This window comes from Pseudomonas sp. NFR16, from assembly GCF_900108875.1.
In the GTDB taxonomy this organism is placed as follows: Bacteria; Pseudomonadota; Gammaproteobacteria; order Pseudomonadales; family Pseudomonadaceae; genus Aquipseudomonas.
In genome coordinates this window covers 234,056-253,268 of sequence record NZ_FNYJ01000005.1, presented here as the reverse complement: position 1 = coordinate 253,268, position 19,213 = coordinate 234,056, and the positions used below count along the sequence as shown (strand labels likewise).

At 51.1% G+C, this 19,213-nt stretch carries 17 protein-coding genes and 1 riboswitch; of the genes, 14 read left to right on the top strand and 3 right to left on the bottom strand.

The window, feature by feature from the left end; translation table 11 throughout:
* The first annotated feature begins 157 nt into the window (after positions 1–157).
* From BMZ10_RS19855 to BMZ10_RS19840, 4 genes are read left to right on the top strand one after another with little or no spacing between them, the layout of a single operon-like run.
* Positions 158–1,489, top strand: a complete 1,332-nt coding sequence (locus tag BMZ10_RS19855) for a tyrosine-type recombinase/integrase (RefSeq protein ID WP_093466181.1) — start codon at positions 158–160, stop codon at positions 1,487–1,489.
* Complete coding sequence (locus tag BMZ10_RS19850; protein ID WP_093466178.1) at positions 1,486–3,120, top strand: hypothetical protein; 1,635 nt, start codon at positions 1,486–1,488, stop codon at positions 3,118–3,120. Before BMZ10_RS19855 ends, BMZ10_RS19850 begins: the two co-directional genes overlap by 4 nt.
* Positions 3,117–5,183 (top strand): hypothetical protein, encoded by a 2,067-nt coding sequence (locus tag BMZ10_RS19845; protein ID WP_093466175.1) that lies wholly within the window; start codon positions 3,117–3,119, stop codon positions 5,181–5,183. The genes BMZ10_RS19850 and BMZ10_RS19845 overlap by 4 nt, the downstream gene beginning before the upstream one ends.
* A complete protein-coding gene (locus BMZ10_RS19840) occupies positions 5,143–5,598 on the top strand; it encodes a hypothetical protein (RefSeq protein ID WP_093466172.1) in 456 nt (151 codons plus the stop codon). The genes BMZ10_RS19845 and BMZ10_RS19840 overlap by 41 nt, the downstream gene beginning before the upstream one ends.
* A gap of 206 nt (positions 5,599–5,804) precedes the next feature.
* Here BMZ10_RS19840 and BMZ10_RS19835 read toward each other — a convergent pair whose 3' ends face one another.
* Positions 5,805–6,146, bottom strand: a complete 342-nt coding sequence (locus BMZ10_RS19835; protein WP_093466167.1) for a hypothetical protein — start codon at positions 6,144–6,146, stop codon at positions 5,805–5,807.
* A 350-nt stretch (positions 6,147–6,496) separates the two neighbouring features.
* On the opposite strand from BMZ10_RS19835, the gene BMZ10_RS19830 reads away from it, so the two are divergent.
* A complete protein-coding gene (locus BMZ10_RS19830; protein ID WP_093466164.1) occupies positions 6,497–7,561 on the top strand; it encodes a beta family protein in 1,065 nt (354 codons plus the stop codon).
* Here BMZ10_RS19830 and BMZ10_RS19825 read toward each other — a convergent pair.
* On the bottom strand, positions 7,558–8,187 hold the full coding sequence (locus BMZ10_RS19825; protein ID WP_177182170.1) for a sce7726 family protein: 630 nt from the start codon (positions 8,185–8,187) through the stop codon (positions 7,558–7,560). The two genes, BMZ10_RS19830 and BMZ10_RS19825, sit on opposite strands and share 4 nt — an antisense overlap.
* 558 nt (positions 8,188–8,745) lie before the next feature.
* Between BMZ10_RS19825 and BMZ10_RS19815 the strand changes: the two genes are divergently transcribed.
* The 9 genes from BMZ10_RS19815 (at position 8,746) to nhaA (ending at position 18,525) form a co-directional block, all read left to right on the top strand.
* A complete protein-coding gene (locus BMZ10_RS19815; protein WP_093466155.1) occupies positions 8,746–9,009 on the top strand; it encodes a hypothetical protein in 264 nt (87 codons plus the stop codon).
* Positions 9,006–9,758: a hypothetical protein gene (locus BMZ10_RS19810; RefSeq protein WP_093466152.1), complete on the top strand. Its 753-nt coding sequence runs from the start codon at positions 9,006–9,008 to the stop codon at positions 9,756–9,758. The genes BMZ10_RS19815 and BMZ10_RS19810 overlap by 4 nt, the downstream gene beginning before the upstream one ends.
* Before the next feature lie 100 nt (positions 9,759–9,858).
* The gene (locus BMZ10_RS19805; protein WP_093466149.1) at positions 9,859–11,457 is read left to right on the top strand and encodes an ATP-dependent nuclease; all 1,599 of its coding nucleotides are present in this window, start codon (positions 9,859–9,861) and stop codon (positions 11,455–11,457) included.
* A complete protein-coding gene (locus BMZ10_RS19800; protein ID WP_093466146.1) occupies positions 11,450–12,538 on the top strand; it encodes a UvrD-helicase domain-containing protein in 1,089 nt (362 codons plus the stop codon). The genes BMZ10_RS19805 and BMZ10_RS19800 overlap by 8 nt, the downstream gene beginning before the upstream one ends.
* Before the next feature lie 571 nt (positions 12,539–13,109).
* Complete coding sequence (locus tag BMZ10_RS19790; RefSeq protein ID WP_093466140.1) at positions 13,110–14,030, top strand: Abi family protein; 921 nt, start codon at positions 13,110–13,112, stop codon at positions 14,028–14,030.
* 1,503 nt (positions 14,031–15,533) lie between these two features.
* A riboswitch (Fluoride riboswitch) is annotated at positions 15,534–15,595 on the top strand.
* A gap of 138 nt (positions 15,596–15,733) precedes the next feature.
* Positions 15,734–16,117, top strand: a complete 384-nt coding sequence (crcB, locus tag BMZ10_RS19780) for a fluoride efflux transporter CrcB (protein WP_093466137.1) — start codon at positions 15,734–15,736, stop codon at positions 16,115–16,117.
* Between the two features lie 10 nt (positions 16,118–16,127).
* A complete protein-coding gene (locus BMZ10_RS19775) occupies positions 16,128–16,481 on the top strand; it encodes a DUF190 domain-containing protein (RefSeq protein ID WP_093466134.1) in 354 nt (117 codons plus the stop codon).
* Positions 16,482–16,483: 2 nt separating this feature from the next.
* Positions 16,484–17,014, top strand: a complete 531-nt coding sequence (ppa, locus tag BMZ10_RS19770; protein WP_093466131.1) for an inorganic diphosphatase — start codon at positions 16,484–16,486, stop codon at positions 17,012–17,014.
* A gap of 308 nt (positions 17,015–17,322) precedes the next feature.
* Positions 17,323–18,525, top strand: a complete 1,203-nt coding sequence (gene nhaA / locus BMZ10_RS19765) for a Na+/H+ antiporter NhaA (protein WP_093466128.1) — start codon at positions 17,323–17,325, stop codon at positions 18,523–18,525.
* A gap of 112 nt (positions 18,526–18,637) precedes the next feature.
* On the opposite strand, the gene BMZ10_RS19760 is transcribed toward nhaA, so the two are convergent.
* Complete coding sequence (locus BMZ10_RS19760) at positions 18,638–19,171, bottom strand: NUDIX hydrolase (protein ID WP_093466125.1); 534 nt, start codon at positions 19,169–19,171, stop codon at positions 18,638–18,640.
* Positions 19,172–19,213 lie beyond the last annotated feature (42 nt).

The window sequence follows — 19,213 nt, the reverse complement described above, 5'->3', positions numbered from 1 at the left end:
CAAGCCAAACCCTTGATTTTGATATAGAAGTCAAGGGAATTACAAGATTGACGAGGAGTGAATCTGGCGTAAAATACACGTTTCTTTGGTCGAGAAAATGCCTCCAGAATCGACCGGATAACTTAATAGTACGGTAAGGGTATGGCGTTGTCAATATATGGCTAAAGGTTCGAAATGCGTGGCTTACGTGGAGTTCATTACCCTCACCCTTTTTCACATCACAGTGGCTCCAGGTGTCGCCTCCTACGCCCTTCCATTCGCGCATGACCTCAAGCGGCAGAAGAATTACGTCGTCCTAGGGTTCCCGATCCTGCGGTGGTCGACAGGCGGGTTATGGGATGAGGCGAATCTTTGGCTAGGTGCTCTTGCCCAAAGCATCCCTACTCAGGGCATACGAATTAAGTCTATAAGGTCTTTGGCCTATGCCCTGATAACTTTTATGCGATTTGTAGAGAGCGAAGGGCGCCCATGGAATTATCTTCCCTTGATTCCTGCAGATAGGACAATAAACAGGTACAGAAAGCACCTGATCGACGCCAGAGAGAGCGGTGAGCTAGCACCATCAACTGTCTCCGCAAAAATGTCTGTCGTGCTGCGCTTGTTTAGATGGGCTCAGATAAACAAGATCATTAGCGCCGTTGCTTTTGAGGTAACCGGAGTTAAGGTAGTTAAGGTTCCTGACCAATATGGCCGGGAGTTAGCCGTAAGTGTAAGTTTTTCGAACTTGGCTATTCCTAATCGCAAAGCCTCGGCAGATCGAGTTGAAGGCGGGCTGATGCCAGTTTCGATAGACTATAGAAATGAGCTGATTGGTTTTGCGCGCGATCATCTAAGTTATGACCTATATCTAATGCTTAGAATTGCGTTTGAATCTGGTCTACGGATTGAGTCGATCTGTAATTTAAAAGTCAATACTGTCAACTGGGGCACTCCTGATTTTTTTGATGCGGAGCTGTCTTGGTTACAGGTGGGGCCCAATGTGGATGGCGCGCCTGTTGCAACTAAGTTCGGGGTGCAGGGGGCCGTCATGATTGGCACAGCGCTTTTAGATGAGCTGAAAGAATATTGCAAATCCATACGGCGAATCACTAGAGAAAATAGAGCATCTGAGGATTGTGGCGAGCTGTTATTCATAACAAAAAATGGAAACTCCTACGGTCGTCGTTCGGATACTGAAGGCAGCGCCATAAACTCTCTTGTTTTTGCGGCAAAAGAAAAGGCGAGAAAGATGGGTTTGAACTTCGATGATTTTCACTTCCATCGAGCTCGTGCAACCTTCGGTGTGGCGATAGTTCAGTGTGGGATGGAATGCGAACCCAGCATACCACTGTCAGATATCTTGAGCTTCGCAAGAGACTGTCTTCTCCATAAAGACGTCGAAACCACAATGAAATACGTTAGGTTTCTGCAAAATTCAAAAATCAAAGCCAAATATGCCAATGAATACACTGCAGCAATGATGGGCAGATATAACGAGCGCAGTAAATGATAGACGATCTTGAATTTGACGGTGTGGTTTATGGGGAGGAGCGAATCCCACTGACGTTGAGGTCTTGCCTTTACGTGAATGGCGCTGGCTGCCATACAAAGAAATTTGAAGAATATCGTCTGGGTAACGTCCTTGGGCTCGTGGTGACTGCACGCATCCCGCTCGTCTACGCCCTTCATTCGGAATTGAACGGGATTGTTTCATCAGGGGGTAGTCCCAGAACTTTGGAAGGCGGTGTGTCTCGTGTACGGGCTTTTTATATGTACAGTGACGGACTAGGTATCGACCCAACCAAGGCAAATGCTTGCAGCCTATATTGTGGATGGGTCAAAAGCCTCTATAAAAGTGTTAATAGCGGTGATGCTAAAGAGGACGGCTGTTACGGGAAAGCTAGTGGCATGGCGACGTTGCTCGGAAACGCTACAGGCCTGGGCCGGGAATTTTTTGTATTAAATGCTGGGCTAACGGCCCCTAGCAAAAAAAATGCATTCCCCCAAATAGATAAGCAAAACCTTGGCAATGCTAAGCGCTTTATCGATGACTTGATGGATATTCGTAACTGCTTAGGAGTCGAAGCATTTCAGCGACCTCTGCCAGCGCAGCTTAAGATGTCAAATGGTCAGGAGATAATGCTGTACAGTGGCCTAACTCAGCATGAACAATTACTGGCTGATAAGCTTGCAAATGTAAGTTTAAGAGTTCGGTATGCCTTATATAATGTCCGAGTGGAAACTGAATTGATGTTATTTATAAGTCAGACGTCCATGAACTTGTCGGACGCTGCAGGGCTCAAATTTCAGGAGCTAAAGTTCTACACAGTTGGTGCCAGTTTTGAAGCGCGCACATACAAAGGCCGAAAACAAGGCGAAGTTATATTCACGGCTTACGGTGAGTATAAGCCTTATTTCTTGGATTTTCTTGCGTTCAGAAAAGCGCTGGGCATCAGCGAACATACCAACCTGTTATTCGGTAAGTTGCCACAGGCCGGAAGAACTGTTAGCGACAATCCTAACCCTCGTTCACTAATTCGTTTGATGAAGAAGCTGGAGCGTCCGTTTGTTATAGCGGGAGAGCTCCGGAAAACCCGGCAGAACTGGTTAGCCCGAAAAGCAGGTGACCCCGCCCTCGCCGCTGAGATAGGCCAGCATGATTTGGAAACTTTCGGTAGATATTATGAGCGCCCAAATCACCAGACAGCGACCACTGAGTGGTCGAACTACTATAGAAGTAGTGCGAAGGCTAAGCGTGCTGCACTCGTGGGAGAATGTACTGGCCAGCCTATTCCTGTAAAAGAATTACCAGCGGGTTTTGAGGAACCAAATTGCGTCAATCCGAATCTTTGCATTTTCTGTATTAGTTACAAAGGCATAAAAACATATTCTTATATATGGTCTATTGTTTCTTATAAGGTTTTACGCGAGCGTGAAAAGTTGGTTTCTCTGCGCAGTCATGCGGATGTTTCTGGGTTGGAATCTGCAATAAGTCGCCTTGACCAAATCATTGGCGCGTTTGAGACCGCTGGAAAGAAATGTGCGGGATGGTTAGCAAAAGCTGCGCAGCAGACGCAGATGGGAAATTACCACCCTCGGTGGAGCGGCTTTATTCATTTGTTAGACGTGGCCAGTTTATGAGTGCGTTAGATCCTGAGTTGTTCGATAGTCTTGAAAGCCCAGAAAGCCCAGAAAGCTCGGAAGGTCTAGAGAGCCTGGAAGTCTTGCAAGGCATGGGGATAGGGCTCAAGTTTCCGCTAGATAATGACTATCCTATTTTGGTGAAAAAGGATGAGTCCACGGGACAGGATCAGGTGCTTGTCACCTATAGTCAAGATCGATGGGATTTTTCAAGTGTGTCTGGAACAATTAAAAACTTCTATTTCTATAGGGTTTCAAATTCAGCGAAGGGGGAAATTTCTGCTTCGGGATGGAAAGCATTTAAGATGGTAATGGCGTACTTGTGGATTAACCGTGGGCACTCGATCTCGATTGAGACTTACAGCTACTACTACAAGCAGTTTCGTGCCCTTTTCGTCATAATGACTTCGCATAATGTGGATGTGCTTGAAGCCCCAATGAATGAGGATCAGGCCTACAAGGTGTTTGGGCTCCACCGTCGCGCTAGCGTGATGCTTCAGCTCATTGCCGTTTTGTATGTTGGGCGTAGTCGCTTAGGCTTTTATTTTTTGGCACCGTGGGAGAGCACCTTGGTGCAGCGAATGCTTGAGCCAGTAGAGTTTCAACAAACGCCATGTATTCCATGGCGGATTTGGGAGTACCAGAAAGATCGGCTTAAGGAGTTTATGGATGATTTCATCTCGTCATCAGAGCGGCTAGATAGGCTCCAAAACCGTTTGATCGATCTTTACGAAGGGTCTGATTATAAGCGAAAGCGGGTTAAGGGGCGCGTCACCAGCGACACGCATAATATCAAACCATTGGGTAAAGATGGTCATAGGTATTTAACCTTTCACCATTATTCTACTTTCTATAGATTGTCTCCGTTATTGAGAAAGTGGATGGTACCTTTTGGGAGAGATCTTGATACGATTATCTCTCAAGATGGGGCGAGAATTTTTTCATCATATTTGACCGCTGTTTCTTATGTGGGCTTGCTCTATCTTGCTAACTATTCCGGCATGCGAAGAGGCGAGCTTTCTAAGTTGAGAGCAAACTGCTTTATTTCAGATGATGATGAAGTTCTAGGTAAGGCTTACTTTCTTTGTGGCGGCACATCAAAGACAATCAATGACCCCAATGCTCTTTGGGTAACTGATGAATATAGTGGTGAGGTCGTAAAGGCGCTGGGTGCCGTTTCAGCAATGAGATTGAGGTGCGCAAAAATTTTTAATCGGGGCAATGTCGTAGGCGCCGATATGCTCAACCCTCTTCTGCTCCTACGTGCTTATGAGCCTTGGGGCCGTGCTAGGGGTGAAGCATTAGATAAGAGCGTCGAACTCTGTAAGGATTTTTCCTACAATGGCTGGCAGGGGGTATGCCCTAACCTTTTTGATACAAGAGTGCTTACTATTACTGAAGAAGACTTCCTGTTGGCCAAAAAATATACCCCGTCATTGGACATACAAGAATTTGCCGTTGGTAATATTTGGCCTTTTGCTCTTCATCAGCTGAGACGTACGCTACTGATAGACGCCACTGAATCTGGGGTAAGCAGGTCATCAACTCAGTATCAAGCGAAACACCGGGATACATCGATGACTCGCTATTATATATCAAATTTTCAGAGCAATCTTAGCGCTGAAATGCGTAAGGGCTTAATGGCTGAAATTGTTGCAAGTTTATCAAGAGCTGCTGTGGGCCTTAAAGAGAACCATTTTGTTTCTGTCTATGGTCAGGAGCATAAAGCGAAGCTCATCGAATTCGTAGATTTGACCGACATCAAAGACCTGGGCGAGACTGCCGACACAAGGTCTTTTTCGATCCGAGAAACATTCTTCGGTATATGTTTGAAAAAAGGCTATTGTTCATCAGGTGGAATTACTTTTGTAGGCGATTGCGGTACCTGCGCAGAGGGTCTGGGGGATAAACGTAAAGTTGCTGTATTAGTCGCTCTTAAAGATGACCTAACTTCTCGCCTCGTTGATTTCAAGTCAGGTGATTTGGATTATATTTCCATGGAGTTCCAAATTAAGGCTATAGATGCAGCCCTCAAAACTCTCCGGGGTGATGATAATGGGTAAGGCGGAGCTTGGTTTCAGTGCGTCCTTCGAGAGGCTTAAGTATGGAAACACCCTGATCCTTCCACCCGGCAGCCCGGTCTCTCAGAATAACGTTGCTAGGGAGGCCGGGAGAGACCCTTCTGCCTTGAGGAAGTCGCGATATCCTAAGCTTGTCGCAGACATCCAGGCTTGGATTGTAATGAAGGCCTCCATAACGACGGGCACGTCCACAAAGGTGGTGATTGCGGAGGAGAAGGATCCACATTTTGAATCCCAGCTAGCGGATGCAATGCTCCAACTGGACTCCCTTCGAGAAGAACGCGACCTACTGCTGTCCAAGCTTTTGATAGCAAATGACAGAATCCTACTTCTGACATCAAAAATCAAAGAAGACGGCAATGCGAGCAAAGGCTCGGCTCCTATTGTGTTCACCTAGGTTATGTCGAGTGCGCCAACCGACAAGGTGAGTGATACCGACTTGCCGTCCAGATCCGTCCAGCTGTGCCGCTCGAAGGAGGCGCAGAGAGTTTCGCAGCAAGGCCAGCTGACGGCACTTGTGGCCGTCAGGCCTGATTCATCTGGCTGAGCCGTCCGAGCGTCCTGCCATACCGGACAGGAAGCTTTTCCCGATAGACTCAGAGGTCAAACAGGCAGCGTCATCTGTACCAGCCAGACAAGAGCCTCCAGGGCTTGTGTGTGGTAGGAGGCGAGGATCAGCAAGGCCGCGCCATTCAGATATCTCCCAGCCGCGATGCCTGCCTTCCACGTAGGCTTCACCTTGAGGCCATGCTCACGCTTCAGTCGTTTGATCAGCTGCTTCTGAGGCCGCTTTGACAAGGCAGCCAAACGCGAGAGCCCCAGGAACACCACCGCGAGCAACTGCATGTGGTCGCTTAAGTAGCGTTCGCCGGCGCCGAAGCCTTCAGGCAGGAAAGGCGGGGGCCCCGAGAAGGTGGCTGTAACCGTGAGGGTCGCGATCAGCACCCAAACGCTGCCTCGGCATCCTGACCAGTACGTCACCCTCCCTTTGAGATCTTGGATGGTGACCTCATGATCGGACTGTTTGGTGAACTCCCCTATGAGTAACTCACCGACTCATCGGCCATAGGCGCACCCCATATCCCAAAATAGCGCATTAAAGCTTTTATTGAGTGGCCAAGTGCTATCTTACTAATCTCCACCTGCCGTCCCGCTGAAAGCATGACGTCGCCAGTGGCAGTGAGCAAAACCGATATGTTCCGCATGTCGACGCTCGCTGATCGCCGGGGCCCTTTACTCGCTATGCAAACAGCGTCACGGCGAAGCCGTTTTTCACAGCATGCAAGGAGTGCAAGATGCAATACGTGGCTTGTTTACGAGTTGGTCAGAACGACGTTAAGGCTCTGATAAATCTGGAAGACCACAGGCGGGACGTGGTAGCTCCGCTTTTGGACATGCGAGGCGACGAGGACAGACACCTACAAACATTCCTGGCGAATTGGACTGAGCATCCTTTTTTTCTGGACGTTTCAAGAGTGGCAAAGGACGTTGCTGAGGCCTTCATTACTACGAATGACCTGCATAATCCTCATGGTGCCTTTGAGAACAAACGTCAATTCTTCTCAGATGTGGCAGGCATCAACCAGAACGTTATACCAGTGGTTTCCTGGGTTGATGATGACCCCCAACGAGCAGTCATCCAAAGTGCACTCGCTCTTCAACGCGATTTCCCACAAATAGCTATCAGGGTTACCTGTCCGGAAAACCCGACTGCGACTTCGTGGAACAGATTACTATCAATCCTGGATGCTCTTGAAAGCCCAGACACCGCGACGGTGATTTTGGATTTCGGCGCCACAGCCCCGGCCAATACTGCCTCAGGTTCGGATTTCAATGTATCGTTGCGTCAACTGAATACCTATCAGATACCGAATCTGGTTCTGATGAGCACCTCCTTCCCTATCGATAAGCCGGCCTCAAACACTTCACGTTCCTCCGCCTGTTACGACGTTGCGTGGCAAGCAAGGGTCGATACCAGCGGCATAGCCTCGGATATTGTCTATGGGGATTACGCCGCCACTAATCCAACCGCCTCGATGGAATACATACGAGGCATGCCTGTGCTTCCTTTCGCCTGCTATTACACACCAACAGAATGGTGGCAACGACGCAAAGGTTCGGACAAGGAATTTGTGCGGTACATTGAAATCGCCCAAGAAATCAGAGGGCTGCCGGGTTACCACGGTGATGATTTTTGCTGGGCTACTCGTGAGTACAGCAGAATTGTCGCCACATCTACCGGCTACGGGAACAACGGAACATGGAATGGATACAGGATCAATCAGCATATCTGCGCCATGATCCAGTCCATCGTAGATACTGACGGCTTCGATGACCTCGATGCCGATGACTTGCTCTAACGGTAACGTTGTTTCAGGCTGACCAATACATGTGACCTGATCACATTCATGGGGAGGGCGTCGCTGAGCTGGCGGCGCACTTCTTTTATGAGGTCGCGACTTTTCGTTGGCACCCCATGCTGGTTCGCGAGTGCGTCCAACTCACTACGCCATAAAAACCCCGTAAGGTGGAATTTATCCTGGAGCTTGTTGGGCTTCGCCTTTCGAATCATCGCCATGCCGGAATAGTCATCGACGACGAGTACGCCAACATGCGGCAGACATGACTCAAGAGCCTTCACCAAGTGCTTTGAATGGCAGCATAGCCAGACTTCGTCAAAGCACGCCATATAGGCCCGCTGCTGACCCTCCCAGCGTGTCAAGGTGTCAGCATGGGACTTGATTTCGAAAGCGGTTAGCTTCCCATTGGCATGAACGAGATCGGCGCGTCTGGCCTTATCGATGAAGCACAGCTCCTCGATGAAGACGTCACTCTCTTCATGGGGCATCGCTTTCGCGACCCACTGCTTGAGGATTGGGCGGATTTCGGTTGGATTCAACATGCGCGGATTATAGACAGACAGTTGAGGCTTCTCACGCGAAAAAGCATCCGGTCGTCGACGGCCACAAGCCCGTACCTGCATCATGACCATTTTGCCAGAGGTTGGGGCGCCCGATAGAAGCTTGGGCCAGTGTTTACTATCCTCACCTGCTCATCCCTGGCCGACCTTACTCAGTGATGCTGCGCACCGCTAGGCATGGCACGCTCGCGCCGAAATAGCTGGACTCATAGGGGCCATTGATTCGAAATTATTTGCCATCATAATGGCACCACCTGCGGAAGCAGCCCAAAGGTCTGCTGTTGCTTGCTGTAAGAAACCCGCTACCTATCCCTCGCTGCCGTGCATTTAGGGAATAACATCGAACAAGGACGCTTTATGACTGCAAACCAAGAACTAGCACACGCCCTACGTATGCGATTCGGCCTTCCACCTACCCAGCCTACAGACTCTCAGCTTGCCATCATCAAAGCTGCTATCAAGCGGATCAAGGATCAAGGGCGGACAGCTACTCAGACAGATTGGGCTGAAGTGGTTAAGACGTACTGCCCTGGGTTCGGTGAATGGGCCTATCGGGGTGCGGACAACTCAGACCTTAACACGTTACTCGCCCTGGCACTGGCCGACGCGAGGAGGGGGTAGCCCATGGAGGCCAACAACCTGGCGGCGTTCAAAGCCAAGATCGAAAGAATTCTTCATCCGTGGCAATGGAATCCGGCTCTAGATCAACTGGCCCGTCTGGCAGCAGATTTTGCTCAAAAGGCCCCTAAAACACAGATACAGGCTTTAATCATCTTTCAACGGCATTTTCCTGGCCACAAGTTTTTAGCCGTTGGTGGAGCTGACAATTCGGACTACAACACACTACTAACTTTGGCACTTGCCGATGCCAAGGCAGCATCAAGATGACCAAAGAGCAAGAAGTAGTTGGAATTCGTGCAAAACTCAGCGAGTTTCGGAGCGATGTAATGACCTCACTACATCGCTTTCTTTCTGAAGACCGAACCAACAAGAGCAAAAAACGCGATGCTCTTCTGGACTATCAGAGAACAGCTACAGCCTATTTCAACAGCGCTGAAACTTTTGTAGGCGACAGCGAACTGTTAGGTGCAAGGGAAAGCAAGCACTGGGCCCAGGGTTTTGCGGAAGATTGCTTTGCAATACTCGAATCGATACCGCAGCACCTAGAGCTTCTTAGAACTGAATTTAAAAATTTCGGATTAAACGACCTTTCTAGCATAGAGCCAACTCCAACAGCTTATGCCAACATGCAAAGAATGGTCTGCCTGTATCTTACGCCCGACAAAAAAGAAGCACTGTATAATAAATTTAAAGACAACCAACTCCCAGTGTACGGCTTTGAACAAAAGGCAAAAAACTTTATCATGGTAGACAAAATTCTGGCGTTTTTCTTTGGCGCCATTTTCCTAACCGCCATTCTGGTAATCGCACTATTTGTCCCTTCACCGACAGATTTTCAATACAACGTCTTTAGGACTACCCTAGCGTTGGCAGGTGCAGGTATAGGCGCAGTGATCCCAGGCTTTATGGAAATTCGCTTTCAAAAATGGCTACGGGCTGGCGGTGCTCTGGCTGTTTTTGCTGTGTTGTACTTCTTCAGCCCAGCGAATTTGGTTGTCCAAGCAGCTGTTTCTTGACACTGGCTTTTAACATCATGCAAAGCGCATGAGAAAATTAGAGATCTGAAATCAAGACACCCTAACTCCCAGTCCTCCACTCACCGCCTAAGGACAGCAGATGATCACGAAGATCAAAATCCAGGGCTATCGGATCTACGGCGATTTCACGCTGCTGCCCAACAAGGATCTCAACATCCTTGTGGGCGGTAACGACGCGGGGAAGTCGACTCTGATGGAAGCGATTGGTCTCGCGCTAAACGGGCGTATCGGTGGTCGCTCCGCTCAAGAGGAGCTGAACCCGTATTGGTTCAACAAAGAGCTGGTTAATCAGTTCCTGGAAGACTGCGCCTGGGATGAAAAACCAGCGCTGCCAGAGATCCTGATTGAGCTGTTCCTAGAGAATCGGCCTGAGCTGCAATTTCTCTGTGGCGCGATCAATAGCGATAGGAAGACAAATGCCTGCCCGGGCATCTCATTCAAGGTCATTCCCAACCCTGAGTATGACGACGAACTTACCCAGTGGCGTATCAATCCCAGCACGCTGATCCCCGTCGAGTACTACAAGATTGAATGGCGTACCTTTGGGGATGAGGTACTGACTAGGCGCCCCCGGCAGCTCGCCGTTGCGACTATCGATTCCCGTACCGTCCGCTCGACCTCAGGCGTCGACTACCACTTGCGCCAAATCCTAAGTGACCATTTGGAGCCGGGCGAGAAAGCCAAGATCTCCCAGCATTACCGCGAGATCAAAGAGTCCATGACTTCTAACTCCCTGGGTGGCGTGAATGATCGCCTCAAGGATATTCGAGCGCCACTGGATAACCAGGTGATGGCCCTGGCCATGGATCAAAGCGCTCAATCCTCCTGGGAGGGGTCGGTCACACCACATGTGGATCATGTGCCTTTCGCGCTGGCAGGCCAAGGGCAGCAAGCCTCGATCAAGATATCGCTGGCCATGCAGCGCCTGTCCGAGCAGACCAGCATCGTGATGATTGAAGAGCCAGAGAATCATCTGTCACATACAAGCTTGACCACGCTGCTGTCGCGCATCGAGGAGGCTGCAGGTGAGCGTCAACTGTTCATCTCGACCCACAGTGCCTATGTGCTGAATCGCCTCGGCCTGAGCTCCTTGCTCCTCCTGCATCGCGGCAAGGCATCTCACATAGAAACGCTTGATCCGGACACCGTCGGCTATTTCCAAAAGCTCCCAGGCTTCGACACGTTGCGGATGGTGCTGGCTCACAAGCTCGTCCTAGTGGAAGGCCCCTCGGACGAGATCTTGTTTGAGCGCTTCTTCAAAGACCTCTACGGTAAGCACCCGATGGAGCTGGGGATTGATGTGATGAGCATGCACGGACTGACATTGAAGCGCTGCCTGGAACTGTGTACTGCCATCGATCGCCCAGTTGCAGTGCTTCGAGACAACGACGGGGAAGACCCAGAAACCCTTAAGGAAACTGTCAGCGAACTGCTCGAAACAGGAAAGCGCGAACTCTTTATTGGTGCAAAGGAAGCGGGCAGGACGTTGGAACCACAATTGAGGGCGTGCAACAGCGAAGAGTCTCTGCGCAAGATTCTTGGAGCCACTGATAGGGCCAGCCTTGAGAAATGGATGTCGAGAGAGAAAACGGAAGCAGCACTTCTCATCGCCAAATCCAAGGAGACGGTCACACCGCCACCATATATGGCTGCGGCTGCGGCGTTCATTCATGGCTAAAAACTACCTGACCCTGGCAGTTGCGGGCGCTCGCAAGACTCAAGGCCTGGTGGAACATTGCAAAGCATTAGCAGCCGATCGCAAAGTTCTGCTCATCACCTTCGCCCAGGCCAATCAGATCGAGTTGCGCGAGCGCGTAAGGCGGTATGCCGGCGATCGACCCGGCTTGGAAGTCTCTGGCTGGTTCAGCTTTTTGCTGCGTCATTTCGTCAAACCCTTTGTCCCATTCGCATTCCCCGGCAAGCGCTGCAGGGGCTTCAATTTCGAAGGTGATCCAGGACGATATGCCAGCGGTGAGAATCGATTTTTCGATTCGTCGGACAGTGTGTATGCGAAGGAATTAGCACGCTTGGCCCACCAACTGATTGGCCAAAGCGGCGGGGCCTTGATTCAACGCCTCGAATGCCTTTACGACGAAATACTCATCGACGAGGTTCAGGATCTTTCAGGTTACGACTGGGACATCCTGGAGGCGCTGTTCGGCACAAGCATTGAGATACGGCTCGTCGGGGATGTCCGGCAGGCAGTCTTGTCCACCAATCCTCGTGGTCAAATGAAGAAGGCCTTTGCCTACTCGAAATCCATTGCATGGTTCAAAAAACAGCAGAAAGCAGGCCGCCTGGAAATCAACTACAGCTCTGTTACGTGGAGGTGCTGCCAGACAATAGCTACCTTTTCCGACACCATCTTCGAGGCAATCTGGGAGTTTCCGGAAACGACCTCACAGAATCACGCGATCACACCCCACGACGGCGTTTTCCTTGTGAAGAAGACTCACGTCCATCAGTACGTTGAGACATTCCAACCCCAGTGCCTGCGCAACAGCATTCGCTCGGGGACGGAGTTCGACCTCAACTACATGAACTTTGGGGTATCCAAAGGGCAGACCTTCAACCGCGTGCTGATTTATCCAACCGAACCTATCGGCAAGTTCATCAGCAAAGGGGAGTATCTCCTGCCCCTCTCCGCAGCCGATTTCTATGTGGCGGTCACACGGGCCGAGCAAAGCGTGGCGATTGTCTTGGATAAGCCAGGGGCATCACAGATCCCCTACTGGCATCCAACTGTCGCCGCTGGGTAATTGCATGGACTTGACGACCCACTTGCATACGACTTGACCAGTCGTTTGCGTCGGATTGACCAGTCCGCTGGTCGACCCTGATCGGCCAAATGCAGACGTTGAGCTCCGGTAGCTTGACCTTTCGTGCGGTGCTTGATCAGCACATATCAAAGCCTTAGAGCGCCAGATTCGACGTGGCGAGCGCATTGTCTACACGATTGAGTGAAGGCAGCTGAGAGTGATCGGCACCGCATTCTGAGGTTGGACGCGAGAAAAGCAGCATCTCGTCGCCCACCGAGAGAGGCTTAAAATTGATTCGGTTTGATTTGAACGCAAACGACTGTGAGAGATTGTTCAGACCTCGTGTGGTCACCGACGCAGTCAAGAACATGGGGAGGGTATACGCCAGAAACGAAAACCCCGGCTCTAGGCCGGGGCGGATGTTTCGTGGTCTTTGCAAAGAGTCGTAAGCTTTCGCTCATTGGAGCTCAGTGCCAACCGTAAATCGTAAATCTGGGATCAATGTTACAGACGGGTTGACACTCGCGTCAACCCCCCTTTATACAGGCGCCTCGCCAGAAGGAAGCCGAGCATGCCTCACACCGTCCAGTATAGACCGATTCTGATCGATCAGTTGATCAGCACCAATCGAATTGCAAGCTACAGCAGGGTATTTTCCACACAGAATGATGCCGAATTGGTGGGTGCTTATCTTTGGAATTCGCACGTTTGCTCAGCGTTATACCCTCTATTGAGCGCGGTAGAGGTCACCCTCAGAAACTCGATAGATGCTGCTCTGACGGCGGATCTCGGTAAATTTTGGTGGAAAAAAGGGAAATTGCAGTACAAGAGCTTCGCCCTTGGTGCTGCTAAAGCACCTTATCCCGTGGATTTTCTGGCTAATAATTTTTCTTCGGCCTTCAACACCGCAAAAAAAGAGCGATCGAAACGCACAGGGCAATCCTTCTACGCCTGCGTCCCAGATCATCACGAGGTTGTCTCAAAAACCGAGTTCTCGACTTGGGAATTCATCCTTGAGGATGAATATATGGGCAATAACCTGATCTGGCCGAAAAATTTGGGTCAAGCATTCAGGGGGGCATGGCCTACAAGCGCAAACATGCTGTTGACCTGCAAGGATCGTGTCTCACTCGTCCGGAATTTCCGCAATCGGGTCTTCCATCACGAGCCGGCCTGGAAACGCTATGGCGTCACCAATGAGCAGCAGGCAGTGAGTCATCTGCATGAAAAAATCGGCAAAATTACCGAACTGATTTCTTGGATTTCGCCGGAAAAAATCGACCTGCTCGAAAAAAGCGGCGTGGTCAAAACTGCCTACCGAGCATGTTCGGTCGCGGAGATTGAACGCTTCAAGTATCAATCAAAGCCAAGCACGATCAACAGTATGGCCAAGCTCATTAAGGTCACTGATGCCGCTAGCTTTGGCAACGAGGCGTTCAAAATCGCGGTTTATGGCAAGCGCAAGTCGGTCTACACCCTCCAGCCGGCATGACAACGATGACGATAGCCGGGAATGAACACCCTTCTTCCTAGGTGCCGTGCATCCCTCACCCATGGAGTTCGCAGAAATGATGCAAGAATTCAGCGAAGCGGGCGAGTGGATGTCCGCACAGCTGCCATCGAAGTCGGGCAGAGAGGCCGACACGACTGATGACGATCAGGATCGTATCAACCCAATGGTCGACTAAGTGTCTCAACAGGACAAACTCAAAGCCCCAGGTCTGCCGCAAAACTCTGGTCGCGGATTGAAGCAGGGGCATGCCCATCGATTATCAGCTTCTGCTGCAGATGGCGTACGAGATGCCAAGCCAAAGGTTCACGGATTTCCAAGCAACCGTCGAGCTGATGGAAACCATTGGAGCGCTGTGTAACAAGGGCCTCTCGAAGCGCTGTAAAGCCATCAACGCCGATAACCGACCTGTGAACACGGATAGGATTATTCAGCCCAGGACGACGCTCGTAGGCGCTTAAAAGCGATCGAAGGATTACAGGGAGATCATACCCATAGGCTTCGCAGGCAAGAGACCAGAGCTGACCATCAGACAGTGGGGTCATAGGATCCGATGTCGGGCTCGCATTATCCATAAATTGGCAACATAGCCCCAAGCGCGGCCCGAATCCAGATCCACCTGTAAACCAATTTTTTGACGTGTTAACCGCCGGGGTTTACAGATTAAGAATTTAGTTTACAGAACCGAATTTTCGAAGCGCGCAGCAGGTCACCGAGTGCGTCTTGCTAGAACATTGAAGGCGACGAACGCTAGCCGAGCCTGTTGTCCGAGACGGGTGGGATTTCAGACGGACTGATCCCAGCAAAAGAGCCCTATTGGCTTGACGTCAAAGCGTAAGCAGCAGCCTGCGGCTGCAAAGGAAAGCGATTTCTCCTTGGCCCCCGGCCCACCCATTCCAACCTCAGCTTCACACCAGACCCTCAAACCGTGTGATCTAGAAGCCGTAAATATCAGACCTAAAGCCGGTGGGATCCTGTGAGAAAAGCGGTGCCTGGGCCACTGCCGCTTTTATCTTGCTCTCAAATATAAGAACTCCGTCTCGCTTAAAAATTTTCAAGAGGGGGGGGATGAAAATAAAATGGACATTGCCGACGAACGGTAAATAAATTGCCTATTTGTCAATCTGAGTTTTCACTCAAAAATCCTCGAAAACCTATAAAAAATGCTTTAAATCAGGCTAAAACGCTAACATTTATGAGTTTCGATTCACCAAATTCGAATTTTGATCGCCTACAACCGCGCCCAGTAGCAGATACATTGGCCATGTCGATCATTTGTAACCGTCCGGCCAACTCACTTTCCTATCCACAATTGCTGGGACACAAATCAGCAATCCTCCCTGGGTCAATTTTCAATCGGCAGGATGGGTCAGTTTTCAATCAGCGCCAACAATCAAACATCTTGCCTAGCCAAAAGGGCCTTCAGATCGCTTGCATGCAGCTGCTCTTAATGCCTATTGATACCATTGGCGCTGACGCTATAGGATCAGATCAGGAGATGGCATTCCTCCTTTAACCGCCTTCGTGCTGATGATGCCTACGTGAACCCTGGACAGGGTGCGTAGGTGCGCCTCCCTGTCCTCCATTTTAGGACAGGCTATGATCTTACCCTCCGAGTTTCCCTTTTCTTTCGGCGCGAGCCGCTTGCGAGTTAGTCCACTCAGGTCTGATGAGGTGGGCTCGCCATGCTGAAGTCATTAATGGTCATCGCCGTTGGTGCTTCACTTGGAGCCTGGTTGCGATGGATATTGGGCATGAAACTGAATGCTCTGTTTCCTACGATTCCCCCAGGTACTGTGGTCGCGAACATGGTTGGGGGCTACATCATCGGCCTGGCCATCGCCTTCTTGGCCGCTTCCCCTACCCTCAGTCCAGAGTGGCGTCTCCTAATCATCACGGGCTTCTGTGGTGGGCTTACCACCTTCTCTACATTTTCAGCCGAAACGGCTGCCTTGATTCAGGAAGGCAGACTGGTCTGGGCGCTTGGCTCAATTTCGTTGCACGTTGCAGGCTCGTTGGCGATGACCGCTGCGGGGCTTCTGTCCTACCAAATGATTGGTACTCGCTGAGGAGATAGAAATGAAAGGCTATATGGTCGTTTTCTTCACCCAACAAAACCGTCGTTATCAGGGAAAGATGCTAGGCGAATGGATCGTCGACGTGTCTAAAGAAATGGGGTTGCGAGGCGCCACGCTCTGTACTGGAATCGAAGGGTTTGGGCACACCGGAAAACTGCATTCATCGCACTTTTTTGAGCTGGCGGATCAACCCACGGAGATTCGCTTGGCAATCACGGAAGATGAGGCAGAACGGTTGTTCACACGACTGGACTCCGAGGAGATATCGGTGTTTTTCACTAAGACGCCAATCGAGATGGGCACCCTTGGAAAAACGCCTTCCAGCGGAGCCCCCTCCACAACTTCGGAGCTGTGAACATGAGCTACGCGGACATCCCAGCTGGCAACGCCATCCCCGATGACTTTTTCACCGTTATCGAGATTCCTGCAAACCACTCGCCGATCAAGTACGAGGTGGACAAGTCGAGCGGACAAATTTTCGTTGACCGCTTCCTCAGTACACCGATGTTCTATCCGGCCAACTACGGGTTTATCCCGAACACGCTGAGCGACGATGGCGATCCGCTGGACGTCCTGGTGGTTTGTCCATATCCCGTCTCACCTGGAGTTGTTATCCGCAGTCGCCCGGTTGGTGTGATGTACATGACTGACGAAGCCGGAGCCGATGCCAAGGTGATCGCAGGGCCTCATGAAAAACTCAGCTCCATGTACATCGACGTAAAGGAGTGCTCAGACCTCCCTGCGTTACTCCTCGCACAGATCCAGCACTTCTTCGAAAACTACAAAGCATTGGAACCGGGTAAGTGGGTGAAGATGGGCCGCTGGGGCAGCGCCGATGAAGCGCGGGAAGAGATTCGCAAGTCGGTAGCTGCGTATATCCCCAAATAGACTTACGCCAGATTCAAATGCCTGTGTCGGAGGATCGCGCTGAGGTTCTTGCATTATGCTGGGCCTCAGTTGCTCCGATCATCAAATATCCGAGGAGCCACACGCCTGTAAAGAAGGATCGATGCTCGCTCGCCTAGGAGGCTATGTGCATGGAGCGCGCTCCTGCGTTTCATGAGCGAGCCCGTGCCGGGGAACACACTGAAGGCTGATTAAGGCTCGGTGTAAATCGTTACAGGCTATGTGCCCTGCCGCGCTGGTAAACCTCGGATGTTAAAATAATCGCTTTGGATCAAAGCGCAAGGACACTGATGACTCATAGTAGAGCTCCCGCAGAAACCCCTAGAGCAGCCGCGATTCTGGCTCGCTTCCTATCGTCGGAGTCCGCTGGCGGTCTTGTATTGATGGGCGCAGCACTCGCGGCCCTGATCGTCGCGAACTCGCCTCTCTCGCAAGGTTATTTTGCCGCCTTGCACAGTGTCTGGTTGGGCATGTCTGTGGAGCATTGGGTCAATGATGGCCTCATGGCTATCTTCTTCCTGATGGTCGGCCTAGAGATCAAAAGAGAGGTTCTGGCAGGTGGGCTTTCCACTTGGGGCCAGCGCGCCCTGCCGGGGTTTGGTGCTTTAGGTGGCATGGTTGTGCCTGCGCTGATCTACATCGCAATCAACTGGGGTAGTTCTGAGACTTTGAAGGGGTGGGCTATCCCAGCCGCTACCGACATCGCATTCGCCTTGGGCGTCTTGTCGTTGCTGGGGAAGCGAGTCCCTACGTCGCTGAAGGTCTTCCTCGCCGCCCTGGCGATCATTGACGACCTGGGTGCTGTAGTCATCATTGCCTTTTTCTACACCTCTGGTCTTTCCATGCCGATGTTGCTGGCATCGCTCGCAACCCTGGTCATTCTGATCGCAATGAATCGATTGGGCGTCAGACGATTATTCCCATATTTGCTGGTCGGTGGTGTGCTGTGGTTCTTCGTGCTGCAGTCGGGGGTGCATGCCACTCTTGCGGGTGTTGCCGTTGCACTGTGTGTCCCAATGGGTAAGCCAGAAGAGGAAGCCAGGTCTCCACTGCTCTTCCTAGAAGAGAAGCTGCACATGTGGGTAGCATTCGCTGTGGTGCCGATTTTCGGCTTCGCCAATGCGGGTGTTTCATTGGCCGGTATTTCGATGGAAAACCTAGTCGATCCGGTTCCGCTGGGTGTTGCGCTCGGCTTGTTGGTGGGCAAGCAGATTGGCATCTTCCTATTGGCTGCTCTGGCCATCCGTATGGGCTTGGCCAAACTGCCGGAAGGCAGCAATTGGGCACAGCTTTACGGCGTTGCGCTCTTGTGTGGCATCGGCTTCACCATGAGCCTGTTCATCGGAAACCTGGCGTTTGCTGGATCAGCTCACCTGATCGATGAGGTAAAAGTCGGCGTGTTGATTGGTTCGACCCTGGCTGCAATCGGTGGAGTCCTGATTTTGCGACGCAGCGCTGCGCCCGCCATTATCGCCGCCACTGTTTCTAAATAAGCGTAAGCGAGCCGGCCACGGAGTTTCTCCCTGACAGAAATCCTGTGGCCGGAACAACGTCTCGCGAAGCGAGGTCATCGTGTTTTACGCCACAAGTTGCTGAGATATCCCCTCAAAGGCTGATTGGCGGCATCAACTCGGACGCGACTTTTTTCAGCATGAACGTTTCGCGCTGAATTGACTGCCCCATCGACAACTCCTGACGCTGCATCACGGCTTCGTTGTGCGATATGGCCTCATACAGGTTGATCCAGACGGGCCGCATTCCATTAGCGATTTCGTGGTTTTCCATCCTGACTGGCTCTAGCTGAGTCGCTACTTCGCATAGATAAAAATGCGACGTCATGTGCATCAGGTCATATTGTGGCTTCCAGTAGGGCCGGTACTCCTCAATGTAACCGTAGTGCTGGAGCACCTGAATTTCACGAGCACCAGTCTCTTCCTCAAGCTCGCGCTTCAGGCCTGTGACAATGTCCTCGCCGGCATCAAGGCCGCCGCCAGGAAAGCTAAAGTCGTTATAGCGCTCCGTGAACAACAACAGGATCTGGTCGTCCCGCAACACGATGCCGCGTGCGGCATGACGTCGGAACACTCTGCCTTGTATAGATTTTAGCTCTGGGTGAACTATTTCAGTTATGAGTTGCATGTGGTTTCGTTACCGCAAGATCAGTTAGTCATCGTCCAGGGT

What these genes read in the sequence shown, in the direction of transcription:
- BMZ10_RS19845 (WP_093466175.1), top strand. Translation starts at nt 3,117, where the DNA reads ATGAGTGCGTTAGATCCTGAGTTGTTCGATAGTCTTGAAAGCCCAGAA.
- BMZ10_RS19790 (WP_093466140.1), top strand. Translation starts at nt 13,110, where the DNA reads ATGCCTCACACCGTCCAGTATAGACCGATTCTGATCGATCAGTTGATC.
- BMZ10_RS19840 (WP_093466172.1), top strand. Translation starts at nt 5,143, where the DNA reads ATGCAGCCCTCAAAACTCTCCGGGGTGATGATAATGGGTAAGGCGGAG.
- BMZ10_RS19775 (WP_093466134.1), top strand. Translation starts at nt 16,128, where the DNA reads ATGAAAGGCTATATGGTCGTTTTCTTCACCCAACAAAACCGTCGTTAT.
- BMZ10_RS19830 (WP_093466164.1), top strand. Translation starts at nt 6,497, where the DNA reads ATGCAATACGTGGCTTGTTTACGAGTTGGTCAGAACGACGTTAAGGCT.
- crcB (WP_093466137.1), top strand. Translation starts at nt 15,734, where the DNA reads ATGCTGAAGTCATTAATGGTCATCGCCGTTGGTGCTTCACTTGGAGCC.
- BMZ10_RS19815 (WP_093466155.1), top strand. Translation starts at nt 8,746, where the DNA reads ATGGAGGCCAACAACCTGGCGGCGTTCAAAGCCAAGATCGAAAGAATT.
- BMZ10_RS19760 (WP_093466125.1), bottom strand. Translation starts at nt 19,171, where the DNA reads ATGCAACTCATAACTGAAATAGTTCACCCAGAGCTAAAATCTATACAA.
- ppa (WP_093466131.1), top strand. Translation starts at nt 16,484, where the DNA reads ATGAGCTACGCGGACATCCCAGCTGGCAACGCCATCCCCGATGACTTT.
- BMZ10_RS19805 (WP_093466149.1), top strand. Translation starts at nt 9,859, where the DNA reads ATGATCACGAAGATCAAAATCCAGGGCTATCGGATCTACGGCGATTTC.
- BMZ10_RS19855 (WP_093466181.1), top strand. Translation starts at nt 158, where the DNA reads ATGGCTAAAGGTTCGAAATGCGTGGCTTACGTGGAGTTCATTACCCTC.
- BMZ10_RS19810 (WP_093466152.1), top strand. Translation starts at nt 9,006, where the DNA reads ATGACCAAAGAGCAAGAAGTAGTTGGAATTCGTGCAAAACTCAGCGAG.
- BMZ10_RS19850 (WP_093466178.1), top strand. Translation starts at nt 1,486, where the DNA reads ATGATAGACGATCTTGAATTTGACGGTGTGGTTTATGGGGAGGAGCGA.
- nhaA (WP_093466128.1), top strand. Translation starts at nt 17,323, where the DNA reads ATGACTCATAGTAGAGCTCCCGCAGAAACCCCTAGAGCAGCCGCGATT.
- BMZ10_RS19825 (WP_177182170.1), bottom strand. Translation starts at nt 8,187, where the DNA reads ATGATGCAGGTACGGGCTTGTGGCCGTCGACGACCGGATGCTTTTTCG.
- BMZ10_RS19800 (WP_093466146.1), top strand. Translation starts at nt 11,450, where the DNA reads ATGGCTAAAAACTACCTGACCCTGGCAGTTGCGGGCGCTCGCAAGACT.